At 71.3% G+C, this 23,573-nt stretch carries 22 protein-coding genes, 2 tRNA genes and 1 pseudogene; 7 read left to right on the top strand and 18 right to left on the bottom strand.

Annotation, left to right across the window (positions count from 1 at the left end):
- Nucleotides 1-60 precede the first annotated feature (60 nt).
- Nucleotides 61-471, top strand: a complete 411-nt coding sequence (locus RWE79_RS25695) for a Fur family transcriptional regulator (protein ID WP_475942423.1) — start codon at nt 61-63, stop codon at nt 469-471.
- 137 nt (nt 472-608) lie between these two features.
- Here RWE79_RS25695 and RWE79_RS25690 read toward each other — a convergent pair.
- The 4 genes and pseudogenes from RWE79_RS25690 to RWE79_RS25675 form a co-directional block, all read right to left on the bottom strand.
- Nucleotides 609-682 (bottom strand) — tRNA-Met (locus RWE79_RS25690).
- 47 nt (nt 683-729) lie between these two features.
- Nucleotides 730-2,610 carry a tetratricopeptide repeat protein gene (locus tag RWE79_RS25685; protein WP_475942422.1) on the bottom strand — a complete coding sequence of 627 codons (1,881 nt, stop codon included), beginning with the start codon at nt 2,608-2,610 and terminating at the stop codon, nt 730-732.
- 180 nt (nt 2,611-2,790) lie between these two features.
- A tRNA-Met gene (locus RWE79_RS25680) sits at nt 2,791-2,864 on the bottom strand.
- Between the two features lie 41 nt (nt 2,865-2,905).
- Nucleotides 2,906-5,747: pseudogene (locus RWE79_RS25675) on the bottom strand (UPF0182 family membrane protein).
- 172 nt (nt 5,748-5,919) lie between these two features.
- On the opposite strand from RWE79_RS25675, the gene RWE79_RS25670 reads away from it, so the two are divergent.
- Entirely contained in the window at nt 5,920-6,474 is a 555-nt protein-coding gene (locus tag RWE79_RS25670; protein ID WP_475942421.1) for a PPA1309 family protein, read from the top strand.
- 77 nt (nt 6,475-6,551) lie between these two features.
- Here RWE79_RS25670 and RWE79_RS25665 read toward each other — a convergent pair whose 3' ends face one another.
- The 4 genes from RWE79_RS25665 to RWE79_RS25650 all read right to left on the bottom strand — a co-directional run bounded on the left by RWE79_RS25665 (nt 6,552) and on the right by RWE79_RS25650 (nt 9,796).
- A complete protein-coding gene (locus tag RWE79_RS25665) occupies nt 6,552-7,628 on the bottom strand; it encodes a YlbL family protein (protein WP_475942420.1) in 1,077 nt (358 codons plus the stop codon).
- A gap of 44 nt (nt 7,629-7,672) precedes the next feature.
- Nucleotides 7,673-7,837: a hypothetical protein gene (locus RWE79_RS25660; protein WP_475942419.1), complete on the bottom strand. Its 165-nt coding sequence runs from the start codon at nt 7,835-7,837 to the stop codon at nt 7,673-7,675.
- Nucleotides 7,838-8,159: 322 nt separating this feature from the next.
- Complete coding sequence (locus RWE79_RS25655; protein WP_475942418.1) at nt 8,160-8,612, bottom strand: molybdenum cofactor biosynthesis protein MoaE; 453 nt, start codon at nt 8,610-8,612, stop codon at nt 8,160-8,162.
- Between the two features lie 80 nt (nt 8,613-8,692).
- Nucleotides 8,693-9,796, bottom strand: a complete 1,104-nt coding sequence (locus tag RWE79_RS25650) for an SDR family oxidoreductase (RefSeq protein ID WP_475942417.1) — start codon at nt 9,794-9,796, stop codon at nt 8,693-8,695.
- 118 nt (nt 9,797-9,914) lie between these two features.
- Between RWE79_RS25650 and RWE79_RS25645 the strand changes: the two genes are divergently transcribed.
- Nucleotides 9,915-11,381 carry a zinc-dependent metalloprotease gene (locus tag RWE79_RS25645; RefSeq protein ID WP_475942416.1) on the top strand — a complete coding sequence of 489 codons (1,467 nt, stop codon included), beginning with the start codon at nt 9,915-9,917 and terminating at the stop codon, nt 11,379-11,381.
- Nucleotides 11,378-11,908 (top strand): NUDIX hydrolase, encoded by a 531-nt coding sequence (locus RWE79_RS25640; RefSeq protein WP_475942415.1) that lies wholly within the window; start codon nt 11,378-11,380, stop codon nt 11,906-11,908. The genes RWE79_RS25645 and RWE79_RS25640 overlap by 4 nt, the downstream gene beginning before the upstream one ends.
- Nucleotides 11,909-11,953: 45 nt before the next feature.
- Here the strand turns inward: RWE79_RS25640 and RWE79_RS25635 are convergent, their stop codons facing one another.
- From RWE79_RS25635 to RWE79_RS25620, 4 genes are all read right to left on the bottom strand, one after another.
- Nucleotides 11,954-12,757: an AIM24 family protein gene (locus RWE79_RS25635; RefSeq protein WP_475942414.1), complete on the bottom strand. Its 804-nt coding sequence runs from the start codon at nt 12,755-12,757 to the stop codon at nt 11,954-11,956.
- 15 nt (nt 12,758-12,772) lie between these two features.
- Entirely contained in the window at nt 12,773-13,456 is a 684-nt protein-coding gene (locus RWE79_RS25630; protein WP_475942413.1) for an AIM24 family protein, read from the bottom strand.
- 7 nt (nt 13,457-13,463) lie between these two features.
- The gene (locus RWE79_RS25625; protein ID WP_475942412.1) at nt 13,464-15,065 is read right to left on the bottom strand and encodes a TerD family protein; all 1,602 of its coding nucleotides are present in this window, start codon (nt 15,063-15,065) and stop codon (nt 13,464-13,466) included.
- Nucleotides 15,066-15,143: 78 nt separating this feature from the next.
- The gene (locus RWE79_RS25620; protein WP_475942411.1) at nt 15,144-15,719 is read right to left on the bottom strand and encodes a M48 metallopeptidase family protein; all 576 of its coding nucleotides are present in this window, start codon (nt 15,717-15,719) and stop codon (nt 15,144-15,146) included.
- Between the two features lie 234 nt (nt 15,720-15,953).
- Here RWE79_RS25620 and RWE79_RS25615 point away from each other — a divergent pair, with 234 nt between their 5' ends.
- The gene (locus RWE79_RS25615; protein WP_475942410.1) at nt 15,954-17,045 is read left to right on the top strand and encodes a TOMM precursor leader peptide-binding protein; all 1,092 of its coding nucleotides are present in this window, start codon (nt 15,954-15,956) and stop codon (nt 17,043-17,045) included.
- Between the two features lie 21 nt (nt 17,046-17,066).
- On the top strand, nt 17,067-18,443 hold the full coding sequence (locus RWE79_RS25610; protein WP_475942409.1) for an ABC1 kinase family protein: 1,377 nt from the start codon (nt 17,067-17,069) through the stop codon (nt 18,441-18,443).
- On the opposite strand, the gene RWE79_RS25605 is transcribed toward RWE79_RS25610, so the two are convergent.
- The 5 genes from RWE79_RS25605 to RWE79_RS25585 all read right to left on the bottom strand — a co-directional run bounded on the left by RWE79_RS25605 (nt 18,444) and on the right by RWE79_RS25585 (nt 22,192).
- Nucleotides 18,444-18,671 (bottom strand): hypothetical protein, encoded by a 228-nt coding sequence (locus RWE79_RS25605; protein WP_475942408.1) that lies wholly within the window; start codon nt 18,669-18,671, stop codon nt 18,444-18,446.
- A gap of 85 nt (nt 18,672-18,756) precedes the next feature.
- On the bottom strand, nt 18,757-19,071 hold the full coding sequence (locus tag RWE79_RS25600) for a hypothetical protein (protein ID WP_475942407.1): 315 nt from the start codon (nt 19,069-19,071) through the stop codon (nt 18,757-18,759).
- Entirely contained in the window at nt 19,068-19,436 is a 369-nt protein-coding gene (locus RWE79_RS25595) for a WhiB family transcriptional regulator (protein WP_475942406.1), read from the bottom strand. Before RWE79_RS25595 ends, RWE79_RS25600 begins: the two co-directional genes overlap by 4 nt.
- Before the next feature lie 93 nt (nt 19,437-19,529).
- The gene (locus RWE79_RS25590; RefSeq protein WP_475942405.1) at nt 19,530-19,859 is read right to left on the bottom strand and encodes a hypothetical protein; all 330 of its coding nucleotides are present in this window, start codon (nt 19,857-19,859) and stop codon (nt 19,530-19,532) included.
- Between the two features lie 131 nt (nt 19,860-19,990).
- Nucleotides 19,991-22,192, bottom strand: a complete 2,202-nt coding sequence (locus RWE79_RS25585) for an ATP-dependent DNA helicase UvrD2 (RefSeq protein ID WP_475942404.1) — start codon at nt 22,190-22,192, stop codon at nt 19,991-19,993.
- 160 nt (nt 22,193-22,352) lie between these two features.
- Here RWE79_RS25585 and RWE79_RS25580 point away from each other — a divergent pair, with 160 nt between their 5' ends.
- Nucleotides 22,353-22,595, top strand: a complete 243-nt coding sequence (locus tag RWE79_RS25580) for a mycoredoxin (RefSeq protein ID WP_329312795.1) — start codon at nt 22,353-22,355, stop codon at nt 22,593-22,595.
- Between the two features lie 17 nt (nt 22,596-22,612).
- On the opposite strand, the gene nudC is transcribed toward RWE79_RS25580, so the two are convergent.
- The gene (gene nudC, locus RWE79_RS25575) at nt 22,613-23,536 is read right to left on the bottom strand and encodes an NAD(+) diphosphatase (protein ID WP_475946093.1); all 924 of its coding nucleotides are present in this window, start codon (nt 23,534-23,536) and stop codon (nt 22,613-22,615) included.
- Nucleotides 23,537-23,573 lie beyond the last annotated feature (37 nt).

Here is a 23,573-nt window from a genome sequence, read left to right as displayed (position 1 = left end):
CATAACTCGGACACGCGCTGTTAAGCTGGAGCGCAATCCCACTGATAGGTGAATCTGACAATGAGCGACCTTCTGGAACGACTGCGCGGACGCGGCTGGCGCATGACCGCGCAGCGCCGCGTCGTGGCCGAGGTCCTCGACGGCGACCATGTCCATCTGACCGCCGACGAGGTCCATGCGCGCGCCGCCGTACGGCTGCCCGAGATCTCCCGGGCGACCGTCTACAACACCCTGGGCGAGCTGGTCACCCTCGGTGAGGTCATGGAGGTCGCCACGGACGGCCGCGCCAAGCGGTACGACCCCAACGCGCACCGTCCGCACCAGCACCTGGTCTGCTCCCGCTGCGGCACCATCAGGGACGTCCACCCCGGCGGCAACCCGCTCGCCGACCTGCCGGACACCGAGCGCTTCGGCTTCGTCGTCGCCGACGTCGAGGTCACCTACCGGGGGCTGTGCCCCGACTGCCGGTAGCGGCCGCCACCGGCGCCCGCCCGCCGCCCGTCACCCCCGGGCCCGAACGCGAACCCGAGCCCAAACCCGGACCCGGACCCGGACACAGCCCGAACACCAAGAAGGCCCGGAACCTGAGTTCCGGGCCTTCTTCGCAGTAGCGGGGACAGGATTTGAACCTGCGACCTCTGGGTTATGAGCCCAGCGAGCTACCGAGCTGCTCCACCCCGCGTCGTTGTGTCTTTACTGTAGCCCACCGCCGCTGAGCAGCGCAAACCGCTATGCGGACAGCTCGTGCCGCAGGGCGTCGGCCAGCCGCGCCGCGCGCTCGGTGACCTCCGCGGGACCGCACTCGGCGGCCCGCGCGCACCACGCCTGGGCGTCGGCCAGTTCGCCGTGCCGGGCGGTCAGCAGCGCCAGCCGCAGGGCCGCGCGGCCGTGTCCCGCGTCGGCGGCCCGGGTCCACCACAGCGCGGCCTCGGGGTGCGCGCCCTCGCGGGCCAGGAGCAGGCCGAGGTTGAAGGCACCGTTGCTGCTCCCGGCCTCGGCGGCCTCGCGGTACCAGTGGGCGGCGTCGACGACGTCACCGCGCTTGGCGGCGCACATGCCCAGCCGCACCTGCGCACGGCGGTGACCCTGCCCCGCGGCGCGGGTGTACCACTCCTCGGCCTCCTCCGGGCTGCCGCCCCGGTCCAGGAGCGCGCCGAGCCGGAAGGCACCCTCGGGGCTGCCACCGCCCGCCGCGCAGCGCAGATGGCGCTCGGCGCCGTGCGAGTCGCCGTCACGCTGGAGGGCGATGGCGACCTGGAGCGCGGCCTCGCTGTGGCCGGCCGAGGCCGCCCGCTCGTACCAGCGCCGCGCCATCGCCTGGTCGTCGCGGCTGGCGTACAGGATGCCGAGGTTGAAGGCGGCGTCGACGCTGCCCGCCTCGGCGGCCTTGGAGAACCACGGCTCCGCGCCCGCCGCGTCGCCCCGCTGGAGCAGGAGGACGGCAAGCGCGTTGGCGGCCTCGCGGTGGCCCGCGTACGCCGCCTTGCGGTACCACTGCTCGGCCTGCGCGGTGCGGCCCTGGCCCGCGCAGAGCAGGCCGAGGTTGAAGGCCCCGTTGACGTCCCCCGCGTCCAGGGCAGCCCGGTACCAGCGCTCGGCGGTCTGGGTCTCGCCCTCCTGGGCGTGCAGCGCGCCCAGCGCGTTCGCCGCGTTGCCGTCACCGGCCTGCGCGGCGCGACGCCACCAGGTCGCGGCGCCGTCGATGTCGCCGGCGTCGCGCAGCAGGAAGCCCAGTGCGCAGGCGGCCCTGGGCTCGCCGTCGCGGGCGGCGGTCAGATACCAGCGGGTGGCCTCGGCGTTGTCGCCGCGCTCCTCCAGGATCGTGCCGAGCCGCAGCGCGGCCCGGCGGTGCCGGCGCGCGGCCGCCTGGTGGTACCACTGCTCGGCCTCCAGGTCCTCGCCGCGGTCCGCGCAGATCCGGGCCAGCCGGTACGACGCCTCGCGGTGCCCGTGCTCCGCGGCGGCCCGGTACCAGCGCTCGGCGCCGACGTCACGCCGGTGGTCCAGCAGGTCGGCGAGGGCGTAGGCGCCCAGTACATGGCCGGACTCGGCCGCCTGGCGCAGCCAGTACTCGGCGCCCGGCTCGTCGCCGCGCTCGCGGAAGTACCGGCCGAGGGCGTGCGCCGCCGCGGCCGAGCCGGCGACGGCGGCGATCCGCCACCACCCGGCCGCCTCGTCGGCGTAGCCGCGCTGGTGCAGCAGCAGACCCAGGTTGTTGGCGGCGGCGCGGTCACCGTTGGCGGTGGCGCTGCGCAGGTAGGGCTCGGCGCCGTCGAGGTCGCCGCGGCGCAGCAGAATGGTGCCGAGGATGCTCATGGCGACGGGGTCGCCGTGGTCGGCGGCCCGGCGGGTGCGGGCCTCCAGCTCGGCCTCCTCGCGGGCCTCCAGGCTTTCCTCGTCCGGCAGTTCGGACTCGACGAGGCGGTCCTCGGCGGTCTCCGTGTACGTACCGGCGGGCGTGAAGGTGTACGCTGCGTCGGCCGGGCGCGGCCCCGGCAGCAGGTCGGCGACCGTCGGCGCGATCGCGGGCACGGAAGCGGTGCCCGCCGCCCCCCGGTCATGGGACTGACGAGTATTCAGCAGCCTTGCACCATCCCCCATAAGGTCCATCGTCGCACCATCCGTACCCGCAGCACACCTGGTATGTCGCAACCCACGTGGGTCACTACAGCGCTTTGTCGACTTCCCGACATGATGCCAGGTGAAACCTCAAAGCGCTCGCATACCCCATACTTCCCCCGCACAAGTGAAAAGGCCCGGAGTCGCTTGACTCCAGGCCCTTTCATGCAGTAGCGGGGACAGGATTTGAACCTGCGACCTCTGGGTTATGAGCCCAGCGAGCTACCGAGCTGCTCCACCCCGCGTCGTTGTGTCCTAACCGTACCACGACGCGGGGTGTGTCAGATCAGCCCTTTTTCTCCGCCGACTTCTCGGCCGCCTCGGCCCGATTCAGGGCGTCGGCCAGGTCCTTCTGCGCCTCGCCGTAGGCCTGCCAGTCGCTGTCCTGCAGGGCCTTCTGCCCCGCGTCGTACGCCTTCTGGGCGTCCTCCAGGGCCTGGGCGACCGTCGAGTCCGCCGGCGTCGTGGTGTTGTCGCCACCGTTGTCCGCCGGTGGACTCGTACCGCCGCCGTCGACCCCGAAGACCGCGTTGAGGGCCTTCGACAGGGTGTTCTCGAAGGCGGTGTCGTCCCCGTAGTGGACCAGCACCTTCTTCAGCAGCGGGTAGTTGGTGCCGGCGCCCCGCACATAGACCGGTTCCACGTAGAGCAGTCCCCCGTCGAGCGGGACCGTGAGCAGGTTGCCGTACTCGACCGTGGAGTCACCGCCCTTGAGGAGCCGGATCTTCTCCGCGACATCGGGATCGGAGTTGAACAGGCTCTGCACCTGCTGCGGTCCGGACACCGTGGTGTTGGACGGCAGCTTGAGCAGTCTGATGGCGCCGTATTCCGAACTCGTCGCGTCGGCGTCGACCGCCATGAAGGCACCCAGGTTGTCACGCCTGTTGGGGGTGAAGGTGGTGGTCAGCGAGAAGGCCTCGGCTGCCTGGTCGGGCATCTTGAGGCTCAGGTAGTACGGAGGGACGGACTTCCCGGTCTTGGCGGCCGGGTCGTCCGGGACCTGCCACACCTCGCTGCCGCTGTAGAAGGTGGACGCCTTGGTGACGTGATACTTCGTCAGCAGCTGGCGCTGCACCTTGAACAGGTCCTGCGGGTAGCGCAGATGGGCCATCAGCTCGCTGCTGATCGCGCTCTTCGCCTTCACCGTGCCCGGGAACGCCTTCATCCAGGTCTTCAGCACCGGGTCGGTCTTGTCCCACTGGTAGAGGGACACCTTGCCGGTGTACGCGTCCACGGTCGCCTTGACCGAGTTGCGGATGTAGTTGACCTGGTTCTGCTGGGCGAGCACCGCCCGCTGGCCGTTGGTCAGCGAGTCGGCGGTGGTGTCGCCGAGCGTCGTACGCGAGGAGTACGGATAGCCGTTGCTCGTCGTGTAGGCGTCCACGATCCAGACGACACGGCCCTTGACCACGGCCGGGTAGACGTCGCCGTCGATGGTCAGCCAGGGGGCGACCGCCTCGACCCGCTCCTTGGGGGTGCGGTTGTACAGGATCCTGGAGTCGCTGCCGATGGCACCGGAGTACAGGATCTGCGGCTCGCCGAAGGCCACCGCGTACGCGGCCCGGGTGACCGGGCTCTTCAGCCCGACGCCGCTGTTGCCCTGATAGGTGTACGACTTCTCGCCGTTGTCGTCGGTGTAGTCGATCTCCTTGGTGGAGGAGTCGCCGACGATCGAGTACTGCGTGGTCTGCTCGCCGTAGTAGATCCGCTGCTGGTAGTCGCCCAGCTCACCCTTGGCCGGCAGGTCGGACTCGGTGAAGTCCGGCGAGCCGTTGCCCTTGACCGAGGTGCCCTTGGCCGCGACCACGCCGTAGCCGTGGGTGTACTTGAAGTGGTCGTTGATCCAGTTGTGCTGCGGGATCCCCTTCACGTTCAGCTCGCGCAGGCCGACCACGGTGTCCTGCTCCTTGCCGCCGACCGTGTACCGGTCGACGTCCAGGGTGGACGGGAACGCGTAGTAGCTCTTGGTCTGCTGGAGCTGCTGGAAGGTGGGCGAGACGACGTTCGGGTCGAGCAGCCGCACCGAGGCGGTGGTGTCGGCGGTGTCGCGCAGGGTCTGCTTCGCGCTCTTGCTCGTCCCCGAGTACTCCGTCACCTTGGTGCCGTCGATGCCGTACGCCTTGCGCGTGGCGTCGATGTTCTTCTGGATGTACGGGGTCTCCTTGGCCGCCTCGTTCGGCTGCACCTGGAACTTCTGCACGATCGCCGGATACAGCCCGCCGATCAGGATCGCCGAGAGCACCATCAGCCCGAAGCCGATCAGCGGCAGCGACCAGGTGCGCCGCCACAGCGTCAGCCCGAAGCCACAGCGTCGCGAAGAACAGCAGCGCGCAGATGATCGCGATCGCGAAGAGGATGGTCTTGGCCGGCAGATAGGCGTTGGCGTCCACATAGCGCAGACCCGTCCAGCTGCTGGACTTCAGATTGCCCGCCTTCACCGCCAGCGAGTACCGGTCCAGCCAGTACGCGACCGCCTTGAGCGACACGAACAGGCCCAGCAGCACCGACAGATGACCGGTCGCCGCGGCCGTGGCCCTGCCGCCCGGCGAGGTGACACGCAGCCCGCCGTACAGGTAGTGCACGAGCGTGGCGGCGAACAGCGACAGCACGACGGCAGCGAAGCCGAAGCTCAGCAGGAAGCGGAACCAGGGCAGGTCGAACGCGTAGAACGCGACGTCCATGTGGAACTGCGGGTCCTTGGTGCCGAACTGCGTGGCGTTGGTCCACATCAGCCAGGTACGCCACTGGCCGGCCGCCGAGGCGCCGGCGATCAGACCGACCAGGGAACAGACAGCGAGCAGCGCCCACTTCTTGTACGGGGCGATGCCCATCCGGTACCGGTCGAGGCTCTGCTGCTCCAGCGACATCGCACTCAGCGGCGGCCGCAGCCGGTGGGCGAGATAGATGTTGACGCCGATGGCGGTGCCCATCAGCAGGCCGAAGACGAAGAACAGGCCGATCTTGGTCCACAACGTGGTCGTGAAGACCGAGGAGTAGTGGACCGAGCGATACCACAGCCAGTCGGTCCAGAAGCCGGCGAACATGACAAAGGCGATGGCCAGTACGGCCAGTACGCCCAGTGTCATCAGCAGCGTCCGGGTCCGCCGGGACGGCCGGCCCGCTCTCATCCGCGGCCCCGGCGGACCTCCGCCGCGGTCCGGCATCTGGAATACCAAGGTGCGCACCTCGAAGAATCGGTTGGGGCGATCGGGTGGGCGCCTGGCAGGCGCCCACTGGTGCAACTTACCCAGGCTTTACTCGGTTCCCGTATTCGGTCACAGAAGAGGCAGGATATTGACCATGTCCAACAATGCCTCCGACGGTGCGCCACTCGCCGCCAGCCCGCTCACCCGTGCCGTACTCGAAATCGACGGCTACGCCTCAGGTCTCGGCTGGGACCAGCCCGCCCGCCTCTTCGCCCTCGTCGACACCGCGCAGCTGCGCAGCCAGGAGCCGGGCCTGGCCGACCAGCTCGGTCTCGACGAGGAGAAGGCCGGCGCCCTCACCCCGATCGAGCAGGACGAGCTGCCGGCCGGCACCCCGCTCGACGAGTTCCTCGCCACCATCGCCTGGCCCGACGTCATCGCCGGGTGCGCGATGACCGTCGAGCGGCTGATGCTGCCGCCGGCCGCCGAGAAGGCGATCCCCGAGGGCCTGGACGACGCGGCCCTCGCCAAATGGGTCGCCGGGCACCCCGAGCGTCAGGAGGTCCGGATGACGGTCGGTGTCCTGCGCGACGGCACGCGCGAGTCCGCCGTACGGCTGCGGGAGAAGGACTCGCCGACCGAGGTGCTCACCGGCTCCGGGCTGGTGCCGGGGCTGGCGGAGGCGCTGGCGGCGACGTTCGAGAGCTGAGCCTCCCGGTCGTGGGGTGCGGCGCCGGTGCCACCGGGCCGCACCCGGCGGCACCGGCGCCACCCGGCGGGGGTGCCTCAGCTCTTCGCGCAGCTCGGCAGCGAGGCGGTGTCGCCGGACCGTATCTTCTTCAGCGCGGCCAGCGCGTCGTCGATGGTGCCGACCTTGACCAGGCGCAGCCCGGACGGGGTGTCCTTGGCCGCCTCCGCGCAGTTCTCGGCGGGGGTCAGGAAGTACTGGGCGCCCTTGCTGCGCGCACCGATGGTCTTCATGTCTATGCCGCCGATCGCGCCGACCTTGCCGGCATCGTCGATCGTGCCGGTGCCCGCGACGAACTTGCCGCCGGTCAGGTCGTCCGGGGTCAGCTTGTCGACGATGCCCAGGGCGAACATCAGGCCCGCGCTGGGCCCGCCGACGTCCGCCAGCTTGATGTCGATCTTGAACGGGAAGGTGTGCTCGACCCCTGCCTGGATGCCCACGACGGCGCGCGCCTTGCCGTCGTCGCTCGACTTCCTGGTGGTGATCGACACCTTCTGGGTGGCCGCGTTCTTCTTCCCGGCGTTCTTCTCCGGGACGACGGTGAAGACGACCTTCTCCCCCGGCTTGTGCTTGGTCAGCAGTCCGGCGACGTCAGCGGCTCCCTTGACGGCGGTGCCGTCCACCGCCTTGATCACGTCCCCCGCGTGCAGCGCGCCCTGCGACGCGCCGCCCTTGACCACCGCGGACACGATCACCCGGGAGCCCACCGGGATGTCCAGCTCCTTGAGCGCCGCCACCTTGGCGCTGTCCTGGGACTGGGTGAACTCCTCGGCGTTCTCCTGGTCGGCCTGCTCGGCGGTCTGGCCGCTGGGGTAGAGCGTGTCGTGCTCCACGATCTTCTGGTCGCGCGCCAGCCAGCCGGTGACCGCCTGGACCAGGTTCATGGTGAAGTCGGCGCTGGTGACGCGGACCGTCGTCATGTTGAGGTGCCCGGTCGTCCGGTATGTCTTGCGCCCGGAGATCTGGAGCACCGGCTCGCCGCCGTGCTCACCCAGGGTGTTCACGGTCGGCCCCGGGGACATCTCCGAGTACGGCACCGGAATCAGCAGCGCCGCGCAGAGCAGCGCTATCAGCGTCAGGGTCGAGGCGAGCAGCGTCGCGGTGCGGCGTGGCATGGAACGACAGTACGGGACGGGTACGACAGTCGCCCCACGGGGCCTCAGGGTGCGGCGGTGTCCGACTTGCGCATCGCCTCACGGAAGCGCTCGTAGTCCGCGAGCGAGGCGCCGTCGCCCGTGCTCCGCGTCCGAGCGGCCCAACTCCCCCAGACCGCGGCCGCGATCGCCACGACCAACGGAATGAGCAACCATGCGAGCGCTGCCACTGCGGCCTCCCGGAACCACGCCTGCCGATCAAGAACGTATGAGCAGATTAACCACTCGCTGCTACAACGTTCGGGGCGGGTGGCAGGTTACGCAACCGCAGGTGAAAGCCGCGTCGCGCAGGGACGCCGACCCGCTCCTCCGTTCCCTCGGCGAAATCCCGGGGCTCGCGGACCCGCGCCTGGGCGGGATCATCCATATGAGGACCACCCGCACGGTCTACGGCGGCCGTCGCCCGCTTCGCCGCTCCGGGACAGCCGCACGGGACGCCGCGCCGGACCCGGCTCCGGGACAGCCGCGCCGACACCGTCGGGCGACCCCCGGCTATCCCTCGTGCGCGCAGGCGCCGACCCACTCCTGCGTACCGTCCGCGAAGCGCTGGTGCTTCCAGATCGGCACCTCCCGCTTGAGGTCGTCGATCAGGCGCCGGCAGGCCGCGAAGGCCTCCGCGCGGTGCGGACACGCGACCGCCACGACGACCGCGAGATCACCGACCTGGAGCTCACCCACCCGGTGCACGGCGGCCAGCGCGCGGACCGGGAAGTCCGCCGCGACCTTCTCCGCCACCCGCCGCAGCTCGTCCGCGGCGGAGGGGTGCGCCGTGTAACCGAGGCCGGTCACCTCGGCGCCCGAGCCGCCGTCGTGGTCGCGGACCGTCCCGACGAAGAGCGCGGTGCCCCCGGCGGCGTCATGGCCGACGGCCCGGAAGACCTCGTCGACGGACAGGTCGGTGTCACGGATCTCCAGCAGGCGGATCGTCTCTTCCATACCGTCCATGCTGCCGCACCGCCCGGGAGGCCGGAAGTCCCGTCCGGAGCCGCTCACAGAGTCGCTCACAGCGCCGGTCACAGCGCCGCTCACAGACCGCGCCGCTTGCGCACCCGGCGCACCATGGCGGCCGTGCCGACGAGGGCGACCGTGGCACCGGCGGCGCCGAGGGTGGCCGCGTCCTTGCGGCCCAGCCTGCGGCCGACGACCGAGTTACGGCCGGAGACCTCCTCCAGCAGCTCCGCGAGGACCTCCTCGTTCGTCCAGTGCGGGCGCCAGCCCGCCTCGTGGAGCCGGCTGCCGCTGACGACCCACGGGTGCATGGTGTACGTCAGGTCACCGGCCGGAGACGGCGTCAGGCCCAGCCGGTGGAGCCGGGACGCCGCGCCCAGGGCGATGGCCGGGGGCAGCTCCATCCGGCGGATGCCGCTCAGCTCCTCGACCTCCTCCTGCTCCAGCCAGCCGTCGCAGCCGACGGCCATCTCGCCGTCGACCTTCTCCAGTACGGCGTACTCCAGAGCCGTGACCAGGTCGTCCACATGGCAGAACTGCCAGCAGGGCCGGCTGCCGGCCACCACCAGCAGCCGGGGCGACTCGAAGTACCGGGTCAGGGCGGTGTCCGTGCCGCCGACCAGGACGGCGGGCCGTAGGATCGTCACATTCAGGCCGGGGTGGGCGCGGGGGGCGCGCTTGCCCAGACGCTCGATCTCCAGCAGGTCGCCGACGAAACTGGCCTCCGCCGTCGCGCGCAGCGGCGCGTCCTCGGCGAGCGGGATGTCGTTGTCGGGCTGGGCGCCGTAGACCATGGCCGAGGTGCAGAGCACCACCCGCCGTACGCCGGCCGCCGCGGCGGCCGTCAGCACGGTCTGCGTGCCGCGCACATTGAAGGCGGTGCGCGCCTTGGGGTCGGACTCCAGGTCCAGGTCGAGCCCGAGGTGCACGACGACGTCAACCCCGCGCAACCGCTCGGCGATCACCGGATCGCGGACGTCCAGCACGCGCCAGGTCGCGCCGGGCACCTCACCGCGCCTCTCGTCGATGGCCACGACCTTCTTGGCCTGCCCCGACTCGACAAGCCGCAGGGCGAGCAACCGGCCCACGCCGGAGGCCGCGCCGGTAATGGCCACGACGGGTCCGGAGCCGGGCCTGGAGCTGCTCCGCTCTGGGCGAACGGACGGTTCTGGGGAACTCACCGGGTGTCTCCCACGGTTGTTTCTGGTGCGAGGTGCGGACAATCAGTACGCAGCCATCCTGCCTGACGGGTGTCTAGGCTGGAGGTACAGCCCACAACACACAGAGCCGAGGAAACCCGTGAGCGACAATCCATTCGGATTCGGCCTCCCTCCCGAGGAGCCCGAGGACGGGGACAACGGCAGGAAGCCGGGCGGTTCCGGCGCCTCCGGTTCCGGCGGCGGCTCCCAGGGTCCGATGAACCCCTTCGGCTTCGGCGGTACGGGCGGAGCCGGGGACAACCCCTTCGCCGCGATGTTCGGATCGCTGAACCCCAACGACCTGGGCGCCGCCTTCCAGCAGCTCGGCCAGATGCTCTCGTACGAGGGCGGCCCGGTGAACTGGGACATGGCCAAGGACATCGCCCGCCAGACCGTCTCCCAGGGCACCACCGGGGGCACCAAGGACGCCAGCGTCGGTCCCGCGGACCGGGCCTGGGTCGAGGAGGCCGTGCGGCTGGCCGACCTGTGGCTGGACGGCGCCACCTCGCTGCCCTCCGGGGCCGGATCCGCGGTGGCCTGGAGCCGCGCGGAGTGGGTCGAGGCGACCCTGCCGGTGTGGAAGGACCTGGTCGACCCGGTCGCCGAGCGCGTCGGCGCCGCCATGGGCGACGTACTCCCCGAGGAGATGCAGGCCATGGCCGGGCCGCTGCTCGGCATGATGCGCTCCATGGGCGGGGCGATGTTCGGCACCCAGATCGGCCAGGCGCTCGGCACCCTGGCCGGCGAGGTCGTCGGCTCGACCGACGTGGGCCTGCCGCTCGGCCCTGCCGGCAAGGCCGCGCTGCTGCCCGCCAACGTCGCCGCCTTCGGCAAGGACCTGGGCGTCCCGCAGGAGGAGGTGCGGCTCTACCTCGCGCTGCGCGAGGCGGCCCACCAGCGGCTCTTCGCCCATGTGCCCTGGCTGCGCGCGCACCTCTTCGGTGCCGTCGAGGGCTACGCCCGCGGCATCAAGGTCGACACGGCCAAGCTGGAGGACGCGGTCGGCCAGCTCGACCCGACCAACCCCGAAGCCCTTCAGGAAGCCCTCCAGCAGGGCATGTTCCAGCCCGAGGACACCCCGGAGCAGAAGGCCGCGCTGGCCCGCCTGGAGACCGCTCTCGCCCTTGTCGAGGGCTGGGTCGACGCCGTCGTCCACTCGGCCGCCGCACCGCATCTGCCGTCCGCCGGCGCCCTCCGCGAGACCCTGCGCCGCCGCCGGGCCACCGGTGGCCCGGCGGAGCAGACCTTCGCCACCCTCATCGGCCTGGAGCTGCGGCCGCGCCGGCTGCGGGACGCCTCACGGCTGTGGGCCTCCCTCACCGACGCGCGCGGCGTCGACGGCCGGGACGGCCTGTGGGCCCATCCCGACATGCTGCCCACCGCGCAGGACCTGGACGACCCCGACGGCTTCGTCCACCGCGAGTCCATCGACTTCTCCGAGCTCGACAAGATGCTCGGGGACGCGGCCCGCGGCGAGGACGGCCGCAAGGACGACCCGAAGGACGACCCCAAGGACAGCCCCAAGGGTGAGGGCAAGGACGAGAGCAGGGGCGAGAGCGACACGTGAGCGGGCTGTACGCGGACGCGGTGCGCGTCCTGAAGGAGTGGGACGCGCCCGACGGGGACCAGGAGCGGCTCCGGCTGGACTACCTGGACCACCTCGCCGAGCACGAGGACGGCCTGTGGAAGCCCTGCGGCGCCGGCCACATCACGGCCAGTGCCCTGGTCGTGGACCCGGCCGGGGAGCGTGTGCTGCTCACCCTGCACCGCAAGATCCGCAAGTGGCTCCAGATGGGCGGCCACTGCGAGCCGGAGGACGCCACCCTGGCGGACGCCGCGCTGCGCGAGGCCACCGAGGAGTCCGGCATCGCCGGGCTCACCCTGCTGCGCGCCGAGCCGGTCCGGCTGGACCGGCATCTGACGCCCTGCGCCTGGCACCTGGACGTGCAGTACGCGGCGCTGGCCGCGCCGGGGGCGGTCGAGGCGATCAGCGAGGAGTCCCTCGACCTCAGGTGGTGCGGGTACGAGGAGGTCGGCACGGTGGCCGACAGCTCCGTCACGGCACTGCTTGCCCGCACCCGCGCTCTGCTCTGACGCAGAGCGCGGGGCGCGCGGGCTGCGGGCCGGCAGCCCGCGGGCTCAGCGGTTGCTGAAGATGTTGCCCTGGTTCTGGCCGTGGGCGCCCTGCTGGCCGAAGCCGTACTGCGCGGCGGCCCCCTGGCCGAGCTGGGCGCCCTGAGGCGGCATCAGCTCGCTGGGCTGCACCAGGGCGTACCCCTGGCCCAGGAAGCTGAGCTCCCAGCCCTCCCCCGTGCTGCCGCGCCGGCGCCAGACACCGGACGACGAGGTCTGCGCCTGCATCTGCACGCGCAGCGACGTGGACCAGGCCACCACCGCGTCGGAGTCGGCGGAGACGTACTTGTCCGGAGTGACGGGCAGCAGCAGCGGCTTGCCCGAGGTCATCAGGGCGACCTTGCCGTGCCCCGAGATGTTGAGGTTGTAGGCGCCGGTACCGGAGATGCCGAACTGGCTGTCGACGGCGATGACGTCCCAGTGGAGGCCGGAGTCGAGCGCGAGCACATACGCCGCGTCGACGGTCAGGCCCTCGTGGTCGACGTCCACCACATGGATGTGCACCACGAGGGCCTGACCGTCGACGTCCACCACATGGATGTGCTGGGCGAGGTTGGCGAGATAGACCGTGCCCTGCCCCGAGCAGCGCATCAGGTCGAGGCCCTCACCGGTGCGGGCGCGGGCGTTGCGCTGGCCCTGGGTGCGGTACTCGCCGTCGAACTCGATGAGGCCCTGGTAGGCGACCATGGCCCCCTTGCGGGCGAGGCAGTCGGTGCTGCCGTCGAGTCGGACCCTGAGCAACTGGTCGTTCTGGAGGGCGTAGTGGTTCTCGGACTGGACCTCGGTGTAGCCGAAAAGCGGGCTCTGCATGACTGTCGCTCCCCCTCAGCCCCGGACTCGGAGGCGGTCGGTGCTGTCTTCGCTGGGCTGTACGACGACGAATCCCTGCCCGGAGAAGCCGATCTGGAATGCCTCGCCGCTGCCCCGCCCGATCAGCGAGGACGCCTTGAAGCTGCGCTTGGACTTCGTTTTGAGACCGGACGACCAGGCCACCAGCGCGTCCGGGTCCACATAGGTCTCGTCCTCGCCGCGCCCGCAGTCGACGACCATGGGGGTGCCGCGCGAGGTGAGGGCGACCCAGCCGGTGCCGGAGATGCCGACGTTGAACAGGCCCTGGCCGGCGAACTTCGCCAGCCCCTTGACGCGCTCGACACCCCACTGCAGATGGGCGTCGAAGGCGAGCAGATTGGTGCCGTTGACCGACAGGGACTCGTTGTTGAGGTACACGGGCACCACATCGGCGCCGTAGTCGGCGAGATAGAGCAGTCCGTCGCCGGTGCACTTCATGATGGGGGCGCCCTCGCCGGTGAGCCACTGCGAGGCCACCTGACGCACGGCCGGCGGGTTGGGCTCGTACTGCACGAAGCCCTCGTACGCGACCATGGAGCCGGTGCGTGCGAAGAGGTCCTGGCCGCTGGTCATGGCGACCTTGAGCATGCTGGAGCCGTGGGTTTCCATCCGGGCGGTCACCGGTGCCGGTGCGTAGCCCGCGATCAGGGTCTGGTCCATTGCGGTCTCACACCTCGTAGGGCTGGACGACGATGAAGTTGCCGGGGGCACCGCGGAACTGGAGGTTCACGGTCTCGCCGCTGTGGCCGGGGTAGGCGTTGCGGCGCAGCCGCACCTGGCTGGACAGGATCACCTGTGAGGCGGCGGACCAGGCGACGATCGCGTTGCTGTCGGCGTACGTGGTCGGGGTGACCGGGAGCACGACCGGGGTGCCGTGGGTCTTGACGACGACGGTGCCGGTGCCCTGGAAGAGCATCGTGAACAGCGCGCCGCCGGGGATGCCGTGGCCCTCGATGCGGCGCACCTCGTGCTGGAGCGACTCGTCGAAGGCCAGCACGTTCTCGGCGGAGACACAGATGGCGTCGCCCTGGAGCTCGATCGGATGCAGATGGGCGGCGTTGTCGGCGAAGAAGACCTGGCCCTGCCCCGTGCAGCGCATCAGCTGCATCTCCTGGCCGGTGGCGTTGCCGACGATACGGCCGGTGAACCCGGCGCCCTTGTAGCCGAAATCGACCTTGCCCTGGTAGAGGATCATGCTGCCCTGCTTGGCGAGCACGGGCTGGCCGCCGGCCTGGGAGAGGTCCGCGCGGATGAGTTTGTGGTTCTGCTGCGTCCAGCGCCGGCCGGTGGGGGCCTCGCGGTACTTCTCCAGGACGATGGCGAGCCCGGCGGGCGGCTGCCCGAACTGGTGCTGGGCCGGCGGCTGGCCGAACGCCTGCGGCTGGCCCATGGGCGGTTGACCCAGGGGCGGCTGGCCCATCGGGGGCTGGCCGTAGGGCGGTTGCCCCATCGGCGGCTGGCCCGGCAGACCCGGCGGCGGCTGCGGGGGCGGGACCTGGCCGAACGGCGGTGCGGCGGGCGGCGCCTGGCCGGGGGGTACGGCCAGCGGAGCGACCATGGTGGGCGCGGCATGGATGGGCGGGGCGCCCGGCGCGGGAACCGGGGCGCCGAAGACGGGAGCGGGCGGCGGGCCGGCGGCGCCCGTCGGAGCGGCTGCCGGGGCCGGGGCCGGTCCGGGCGGCGGCGCGAAGCCGGGCGCGGCGCCCTGCGGCGCGGGGGCGGCCGCGGGGGCCGGCTCCTCCTCGGCGACCTCGCCGCCGAAGTTCTTCAGCAGGGCGTCCAGGCCGCCGTCGAATCCCTGTCCTACGGCGGCGAAGCGCCATACGTCCTTGAGGTAGATGTCCGCGAGCATCACCGCGCGTTCGGTGGTGAACTCGGCACCGGTGAAGGCGTAACGGGCCACCTCCTCACCGCCGGCGACAATCCGGATGCAGCCGGGAGCGACCTGTGACATGACGCCGTTTCCGTCGACGGTCGCGGTGAACGACAGCTTCTGGATCTGCGGCGGAATCCTGTCCAGCGTCACTCTGAAGGATTCGCTGTCACCGGCCTGCGGGCCCAGCAGCTGAATTGACTCCTCGGGGGACTTCGGCTGGTTGAAGAAGATGAAGTACCGGTCGTCCGAGAGCTGTTCGTTCGCGTCCAGCCCGAAACAGCTGATGTCGAACGACAGCCCGGGCCCGGCGATCTGCACCCCGATGTACAGATCCGTCCCCGCCGTCAGGTCACTGATCCTGGTCTTGTGACCACGTTGGAATTCCCTGGCCATACGAACGACCGTCCCCCCCATCCGTGCGTACGTGCTCCTGTTACGTGCCGACAGGCTAACCGCTGGCCCTGACAGCGGCTATTCCCCGGGGGCCGTGGCGAGGTGCGGAAGCCGGGGCGCTGCGACAACACCCTCCAGATAGCCGCGGGCCCGCTCGGTGCGCGGATAGGTGTCGAGCAGCTTCCAGAAGTCCGGCCCGTGGCCGGGCACCAGAAGATGCGCCAATTCATGGAGGAGTACGTAGTCGATGACGTACTCGGGCATGCCCCGCAACCGGTGCGAAAGGCGGATGCTGCCCTCGGACGGAGTGCAGGAACCCCACCGTGAATTCTGGTTGGTCACCCAGCGCACGGTGTCCGGTGCCGCCCGTCCGTCGAGGTACTGGGCCGAGAGCTGTCCGGCCCTGGCGGCCAGTTCCTCGTCGCCGAGCATCCGCCGGCTCTCCTGGGCGGCCAGCTTGTCGAGCATGAGCGCCACCCAGCGTTTCTCCTCGGCCGCGGACATCCGGGCCGGGATGAGCACGATGGTGCGGTCACCCTCGCGATAGGCCGAGACCGTACGGCGGCGGCGGGCGCTGCGGCGTACCTCGACCGCGCCGGTGCGGGGCGCGTGCGGCTGCGGGCTGGAAAGGCTGTGAGCCGGTTCGGCGGACACGCCCCGACGTTACCTGTCCCGGCACCCGCGGGTCCTGTCTCCCGGCCGGTTCGACGGGTTTCCCGTCGGGTCCGCGCATATCGAATGACTTTTCCCACAGCCTGTGGATAACTTTCGGGGCACCGAGGGCCCCATCGGGCATTCTGGATCCGTCGCACCGAACGGACCACGGGGGTGGCCATGCGTCCCATGCTCAAAACCGCCATGCGCCGGAGCTGGCGGAATCGTGAATGCGTGCAGTTCGGACTGGATCCGGCGCACGCGGTCGTGCTGGAGGCCGTGGACGGAGCGGCGGCCGGCTTCCTCGATCTGCTCGACGGCACCCGCGGTCTCGGCCCGCTGGCCCGTGAGGCCGAGGCACTCGGTCTGGAGCCGCCGCAGGCCCGGCGGTTGCTCGGCCTGCTCGCCAAGGGCGGAGTGCTGGACGACGCGACCGCCCATGCCGAGCTGGCCCGCTCGATACGGCACCGGACAGCGGCCCTGGACCGGCTGCGGCCGGACCTGGCGGCACTGTCGGTGATCCACTCCGGGCCCGGGGGCGCCGCCTGCCGCCTGCGGGAACGCCGCTCGGCCCGGGTCCGGGTGCTGGGCGCGGGGCGGGTGGGGGCTGCCGTGGCGGCACTGCTGTCGGCGGCAGGCGTCGGCCGGGTCGAGGTCCGCGACAGTGGCCGGGTCGAGCCCTGGGACACCTCGCCCTGCGGCATCCCCGCCGAGCACATCGGCGACCGCCGGGACGCCGCGGCCCGCGGGGCCGTCCGGCGGGCGGCACCCGACCCGCGGGCCGCGGCGCCCGGACGGCGGGTGCCGCGAGCCGGGCCCCGGCCCGCGCCCGAGGCCCGGCTCGGGCTGGTGGTGATCGCGCCGCGCGACGGTCTGGACGCCTACGCACCCGACCCCCGCGAGGCCGAACCGTTGCTCACGGCCGGCATCCCGCACCTCTACGCGGGCGTGCTGGAGGGCACCGGCGTGGTCGGCCCGCTGGTCGTCCCGGGCCGCACCGCCTGCGCGGGCTGCCTGGCCCTGGGGCGGGCCGACGCCGACCCCGCGTGGCCCCGGGTGCTCGCCCAGCTGCGCTCCCGACGCGGGGCCGGGGTCCCGGCCTGCGACATCGCGCTGGCGACCATGATCGCGGGGCTGGCGGCCGGTCACGCCCTGGCGTTCCTGGACGGGACGGAACCGGCCAGCGCCGGGGCGCGGGTGGAGGTGGGACTGGCCCGGATGGCCATAAGGACACGCCCGGTAACGGGGGACAAAAGGTGCCGGTGCGGCTCCGCCGGCGTCCTGTATGAGTCGCCCCGCGAGCGGCAGGGGACAATGACGGGGTGACCGACCGGAAAGAGGGGGCGCATGTCTGATCTTCCGCGCAAAGCCGTGACCCGTACGGCCAAGTTGGCGGCGCTGCCTCTGGGCTTCGCAGGACGGGCCACACTGGGGCTCGGCAAGCGCCTGGGCGGGCGTCCGGCCGACGTGGTCGCGACCGAGCTGCAGCAGCGCACCGCCGAGCAGCTCTTCAAGGTCCTGGGTGAGCTCAAGGGCGGGGCCATGAAGTTCGGCCAGGCCCTGTCGGTCTTCGAGGCGGCGCTGCCCGAGGAAGTCGCCGGGCCGTACCGGGCCGCGCTCACCAAGCTGCAGGAGGCCGCCCCTCCGATGCCCGCCCGCACGGTGCACGCGGTGCTGGCGGAGCGGCTGGGCGCCGACTGGCGTTCGCTGTTCTCGGAGTTCGAGGACAAGCCGGCCGCCGCGGCCTCGATCGGGCAGGTGCACCGCGCGGTCTGGCGGGACGGCCGGGAGGTCGCGGTCAAGGTCCAGTACCCGGGAGCCGGGGACGCCCTGCTGTCGGACCTGAACCAGCTGGGACGGGTGGCGCGGCTCTTCGGCCCGCTCATCCCGGGCATGGACATCAAGCCGCTGATCAGCGAGCTGCGCGACCGGATCTCGGAGGAGCTCGACTACGAGCTGGAGGCCCAGGCCCAGCAGGTGCACGCCACCGAGTTCGCCGACGACCCGGATGTGCTGGTGCCGCAGGTGGTGCACCGGGCCGAGCAGGTGCTGATCACCGAGTGGATGAACGGGGTGCCGCTGTCGGAGGTGATCGCGACCGGCAGCCAGGAGATGCGCGACCGGGCCGGCCAACTGCTGGCGCACTTCCTCTTCGCGGGCCCGGCGCGCACCGGACTGCTGCACGCGGACCCCCACCCGGGCAACTTCCGGCTGCTGGTCGACGACGGTCCCGCGCGCGGCTGGCGGCTGGGCGTCCTGGACTTCGGCACCGTCGACCGGCTGCCGGACGGGCTGCCGCTGCCGATCGGCACGGCACTGCGGCTGGCGCTGGACGGGGACGCCGAGGCGGTGCACGCGATGCTGCGCCAGGAGGGCTTCGTCAGGCCCACGATCGAGCTCGACCCGGACGCGGTGCTGGACTATCTGCGGCCGATCATCGAACCGGCCGGGCTGGAGGAGTTCACTTTCGGGCGCGGCTGGATGCGGGCGCAGGCGGCCCGGATCGCGGATCCCCGGTCGCCGGCGCACCAGCTGGGCAAGCAGCTGAATCTGCCGCCCTCGTATCTGCTGATCCATCGCGTGACGCTGAGCACCATCGGTGTGCTGTGCCAGCTGGCGGCCACCGTGCGGCTCCGGGACGAACTGCGCGGATGGCTGCCCGGTTTCGCGAACGGCGGCGAGGCGGGGGCCCCCGTGCCGAAGGCCAGGGGCGAGTCCGCCTGACTACCACCAGGCGGAGTCGAGACGGCCTTCGATGCTTCGGAGGTGGGCACGGGCGCAGCCGTCACAGAAATAGACGCGGCTTCCGTTCTCCACGGAGCAGGTCCAGGTGAGCGGTGGCGGGCCGTCCTGGGCGAGCCCGCAGCAGCCGCAGGCGGTCGTGCCGGTGGTCGTGCCGGACGTCGGGTGTCGGTCCGTACCGACCCGGTCTTCCTGAGTCTTCTGGTCCACTTCGCGACCATAACGCGGGGCCGGCCGATTTCGGCCGGCCCCGCGTTATGTGTCGGTTACCAGTGCGTGACGTGCTGTCGCTGTGCTACTGCATCACGGCCATGGCCAGCGCGCGGCGGGCGCGCAGCGAGGCGCGTTCGGCGCGGCGCTGGAGACGCCGGGCGCTGAGCACACGCAGAGCCCTGCGTTCATGCTCGGCCTCGTAGAGGCGCTGTTGCATATGGGCACGGGCCAGAGCTTCTGGCATGAGTTGCATTTCGAGGTTCCTGTTCTGACGCGAGGTCATCGCGTCGGACGCCGGGGCGGGGCTGTCGTGGAGGGACGGATTCATCGTCGGGACCTGCTTCTTGGGGTCGTGCGTGAGGGGACGGTCGATCGTGCCGAGAGCGGTGCGTTTCATGCCATGACCGCGTTCTTGCGCGGACGGCCACGGGGCCGCTTGCGGGGCACCACGACACCCTGAACGAACAGCTCCCCGCCCCAGACACCCCAGGGCTCACGGCGGTCCTTGGCACCGGCCAGACAGGCCTCGCGGACCGGACAGGTCTGGCAGAGCGACTTGGCGTACTCGACGTCGGCCGGGGACTCCGCGAAGAAGACCTCCGGGTCGAACGTCCGGCACGGGACGGGTACGCCGAGGCGCTCGATCTCGTCGTCGAGCTCGGAAAGGGGCAGCAACGGGGCCTCCGGGATGTCGGGCGGGGAGTGCGGGTCGGGGACAGACGGTGCGGGCGGGGTGGAGTGCACGGTCGGTTCGTTCCTCATCTGTTGTTCGGCTGTGGAGGAAAAACAGAAGGGCCGCGGATCCCGGTCTGGGATTCCGCGGCCCTGGAAGGTGCCGGCCGGCCTGATCATGCGTCAGGCTGGATCACTCCAGGGTTCGAGCCCGCGGAAGGCCCACTTCAGGTGATGCTGCGTCTTCTGGTTTCCGTTGCTTCCGGCACCATTGGTCGTCGCGGTAAAGGCATAGGCCTTGGCCTGTGCCACCACTGCTACCGCAGGTGCCTGGATCGGTCGCTCGCTGCGCTCCCGGGTGGAGACGACGCCGGCGGTGGCCGACAGGGAGAGCGCGGACGGACGACCGGACATACCGGTGCCACGGAGCGAGCCACCGAGCGGGCAGGCGGCGACGACCGAGCGATCGGTCATTTTGATGCCACGGGTGCTGGTCTCAATGAAGCTGATCATGATCTTCGCCTCCTCTCGGCGTCTCGTAGGGCTGGTTCTGCTTGCTCAGTACATCATGGTTTGTGCCACTCCCGGAAGAGCCGCGATGACCACGTCCCGAAGGCTATGGGGGTTTCCTCGCGGCGCGCAAACTATTTTTCCGGCTCGTTCGCAACAACTTCCCCACCGGGCCCGGCGCCGGTGCACAGGGCCAGGACATCGTCGCCGTACTTGTCCAGTTTGCGGGCACCGACCCCGGCGATAACGGCCAGTTCGTTAGGTTGTGTCGGCCGCACCTCGGCGATCGCCAGCAGGGTCTTGTCGGTGAAGACGCAGTAGGCCGGCTGGCCGATCGTCCTCGCCTGTTCCATCCGCCACTCGCGCAGCCGCTCGTACAGGCCCTCGTCGAGATCGGACGGGCAGTCCTCACAGCGCATCAGCTTGATCTCACCGGCGTCGGACAGGGTGCGGCCGCAGACCCGGCACAGCACCGGGCCTCGTCGGCGGCGCGCCGCCGCCGTGCCGGGTGCGCGCTCCACGGTGCCCGTGGCCGCCGCGGACCGGCCGGCCGCGCCTCTGGCTGCCGAACCCGGCCGCAGGCCGTCCAGGAAGCGTGAGGGGCGTCTGCCGCCCCGGCCGCCCGGCGAGCGGGACAGCGCCCAGGACAGCGAGAGGTGGAACCTCGCCCGGGTGACACCGACATAGAGCAGCCGGCGCTCCTCCTCGACCTGCTCGTCGGTCTTGGCGTAGGTGATCGGCATGGTGCCCTCGGTGAGGCCGACCAGGAACACCGCGTCCCACTCCAGGCCCTTGGCCGAGTGCAGCGAGGCCAGCGTGACGCCCTCGACCGCGGGGGCGTGCTGGGCGGCCGCCCGTTCGTCGAGCTCCGCCACGAAGTCCCCGAGCACGGCCTGCGGCCTCACCCGGACGAAGTCCTCCGATAGCCGGACCAGCGCCGCCAGCGACTCCCAGCGGTCCCGCACCGCGCCCGAGCCGGACGGCGGCTCCGCCGACCAGCCGCGTGAACCGAGCACCGCCCGCACCTGCTCGGGCACCCCGGCGTCCTCGGCGTCGGGCACCGAGGCCGCCCGGGCCGCGCCGCGCAGCAGCAGCCCCGCCTCGCGCACCTCGGGCCGCTCGAAGAACCGCTCGGCGCCCCGCAGTTGATAGGACACCCCGGCGTCGGCGAGCGCCTGCTCGTAGACCTCGGACTGGGCGTTGATGCGGAACAGCACCGCGATCTCGCCGGCCCGCACCCCACTGTCGATCAGGGCCCTGATCCGGCGGGCCGTGCCCTCCGCCTCGGCGGGCTCGTCCGCGTACTCGGCGTACCCCGGCTCGGGGCCGGTCTCGCGCTGCGACACCAGCTCCAGCCGGTGCTGGGCGGCCTGGCCCCGGGCCTGGGCGAGCAGCCCGTTGGCCAGGTGCACGACCTGCGGGGTGGAGCGGTAGTCGCGGACCAGCTTGACCACCGTCGCGTCCGGGTGCTTGGTGCGGAAGCCGAGCAGGTAGTCCGGTGTGGCGCCGGTGAAGGAGTAGATGGTCTGCGAGGCGTCACCGACCACGCAGATGCTGTCCCGGTTGCCGAGCCACAGCTCCAGCAGCCGCTGCTGGAGCGGGCTGACGTCCTGGTACTCGTCCACGACGAAGTGCTGGTACTGGGAGCGGATGGTGTCCGCGACATCGGGACGGTCCTGCAGCACGCCGACCGTGAGCAGCAGGACGTCCTCGAAGTCGATGACCCCGCGGTCGCGCTTGAGCTGTTCGTACGTCGTGTAGATCCGCGCGATCTCGGCCGGGTCGCGCGGCACGTCCCGCCCGGCCTTCGCGGCGGCCCCCGCGTAGTCCTCGGGGACGGTCTGGGTGACCTTGCACCACTCGATCTCGCCGGTGACGTCCCGCAGCTCGTTGCGGTCCAGCCGGATCCGGCAGCGGGCTCCGGCCTCGGCGACGAGCTGGATCTTGCGCTCGGCCAGGCGCGGCATGTCACCGCCGATGGCACGCGGCCAGAAGTACTGGAGCTGGCGCAGCGCGGCGGAGTGGAAGGTGCGCGCCTGCACCCCGCCCGCGCCGAGCTGGCGCAGCCGGCCGCGCATCTCACCGGCCGCGCGGGCGGTGAAGGTGACCGCGAGCACACTGCCGGGCTGCAGTATCCCGGCTCTCACCCCGTACGCGATCCGGTGGGTGATCGCGCGGGTCTTGCCGGTACCGGCACCGGCCAGCACGCAGACCGGCCCGTGCAGGGCCGTGGCGACGGCGCGCTGCTCCGGGTCGAGCCCGTCGAGCACGGCGTCCGCGGAGTCCGGGACGGCCGGGAACTCCGGGAAGAGCGGGGTGTGCGTTGGTGCAGTCACCCTGTCATGCTGCCAGGTCCCGCGGGGCAGCCGGGAAAGTTATCCACAGGTGGGGTCCGATTGTCGTACGACTCGGGGGTCCGGGACCGCTGAGGAATGCGGCGGCACCGGGTTGGCGTTCTCCTCTCGATCGGCCATCTGACCTGAGGAGCGAACACCGATGTCGGGCACTGTGACGATGTACAGCACCACCTGGTGCGGCTACTGCCGTCGGCTGAAGAGCCAGATGGAACGCGAGGGCATCGCGTACAAGGAGATCAACATCGAGCAGGACCCGGAGTCCGCGAAGTTCGTGGAACAGGTGAACAACGGCAACCAGCTGGTCCCGACCGTGCTCTTCCCCGACGGGTCCGCGCTGCCGAACCCCTCGCTGGCCCAGGTCAAGCAGAAGCTCGGCGTCTGAGCCCGGATCCGGTCCGGCTACCCCTGCCCCTGCCTGATGGGCAGGGGTTCGCCGTACCAGATCTCGATCAGCCGGGCGGCGATGGAGATGCCGAAAGGTGCCAGCACCTCACCGGCCTCTATGGCCTTGCGGTAGTCGTCGCGGGAGAACCAGCGGGCCTCGTGGATCTCGTCGCCGTCGACCTCGATCTCCGACGAGGTGGCGCGGGCCATGAAGCCGAGCATCAGGCTGGAGGGGAAGGGCCAGGGCTGGCTGGCCACGTACGCGACCGGGCCGACGGTGACCCCGGCCTCCTCGGCGACCTCGCGCACGACGGCCTGCTCGATGGACTCCCCCGGCTCCACGAAACCGGCCAGCGTCGAGAAGCGGCCCTCGGGCCAGTGCACCTGGCGGCCCAGCAGGGCGCGGTCCTCGGCGTCGGTGACCAGCATGATGACCGCCGGGTCGGTGCGCGGGTAGTGCTCGGCGCCGCAGGCCGGGCAGCGGCGGATGTGGCCGGCGCCGGCGATGACGGTGCGCTCGCCGCAGCGGGAGCAGAAGCGGTGCATGCGCTGCCAGTTCTCCAGCGCGACCGCGTGCACCATCAGGGAGGCCTCCAGCGGCGGCAGGAGTCCGCCGACCTCGCGCAGGCCCGCCGGGCGCTCGTCGGCGTCGATACGGCCGGGCAGGGCGTCCTTCTGGAGGGCGAAGTAGCGCACACCCTCCTCGTCGATGCCCAGGAAGTAGCGGTGCGCCTCGGTGGGCGGCGCGTCGAAGGACGGCGTCATCACCAGTCGCGTACCGCCCTCGTCAATGTCCTCGACCAGCACCTGGCCGCCGGAGACCACGAAGACCCGGGTGGTGGGGTGGCTCCAGGCCGCCGCCAGCCACGCCTCGTCGAGGCGGTGGTGCGCCGCCCGGTCCAGGCCCGGCTGTGCGAGCGCCAGCGGCCGTCCGGTCAGGTCCGCCGCGAGTCCGCTGCCGCCGATCCCCTTGGTC

The sequence above is a fragment of the Streptomyces sp. RLA131 genome (genome assembly GCF_056270125.1).
Note: the sequence above shows the minus strand (reverse complement) of the source record. Positions and strands in the feature narration are given on the sequence as shown.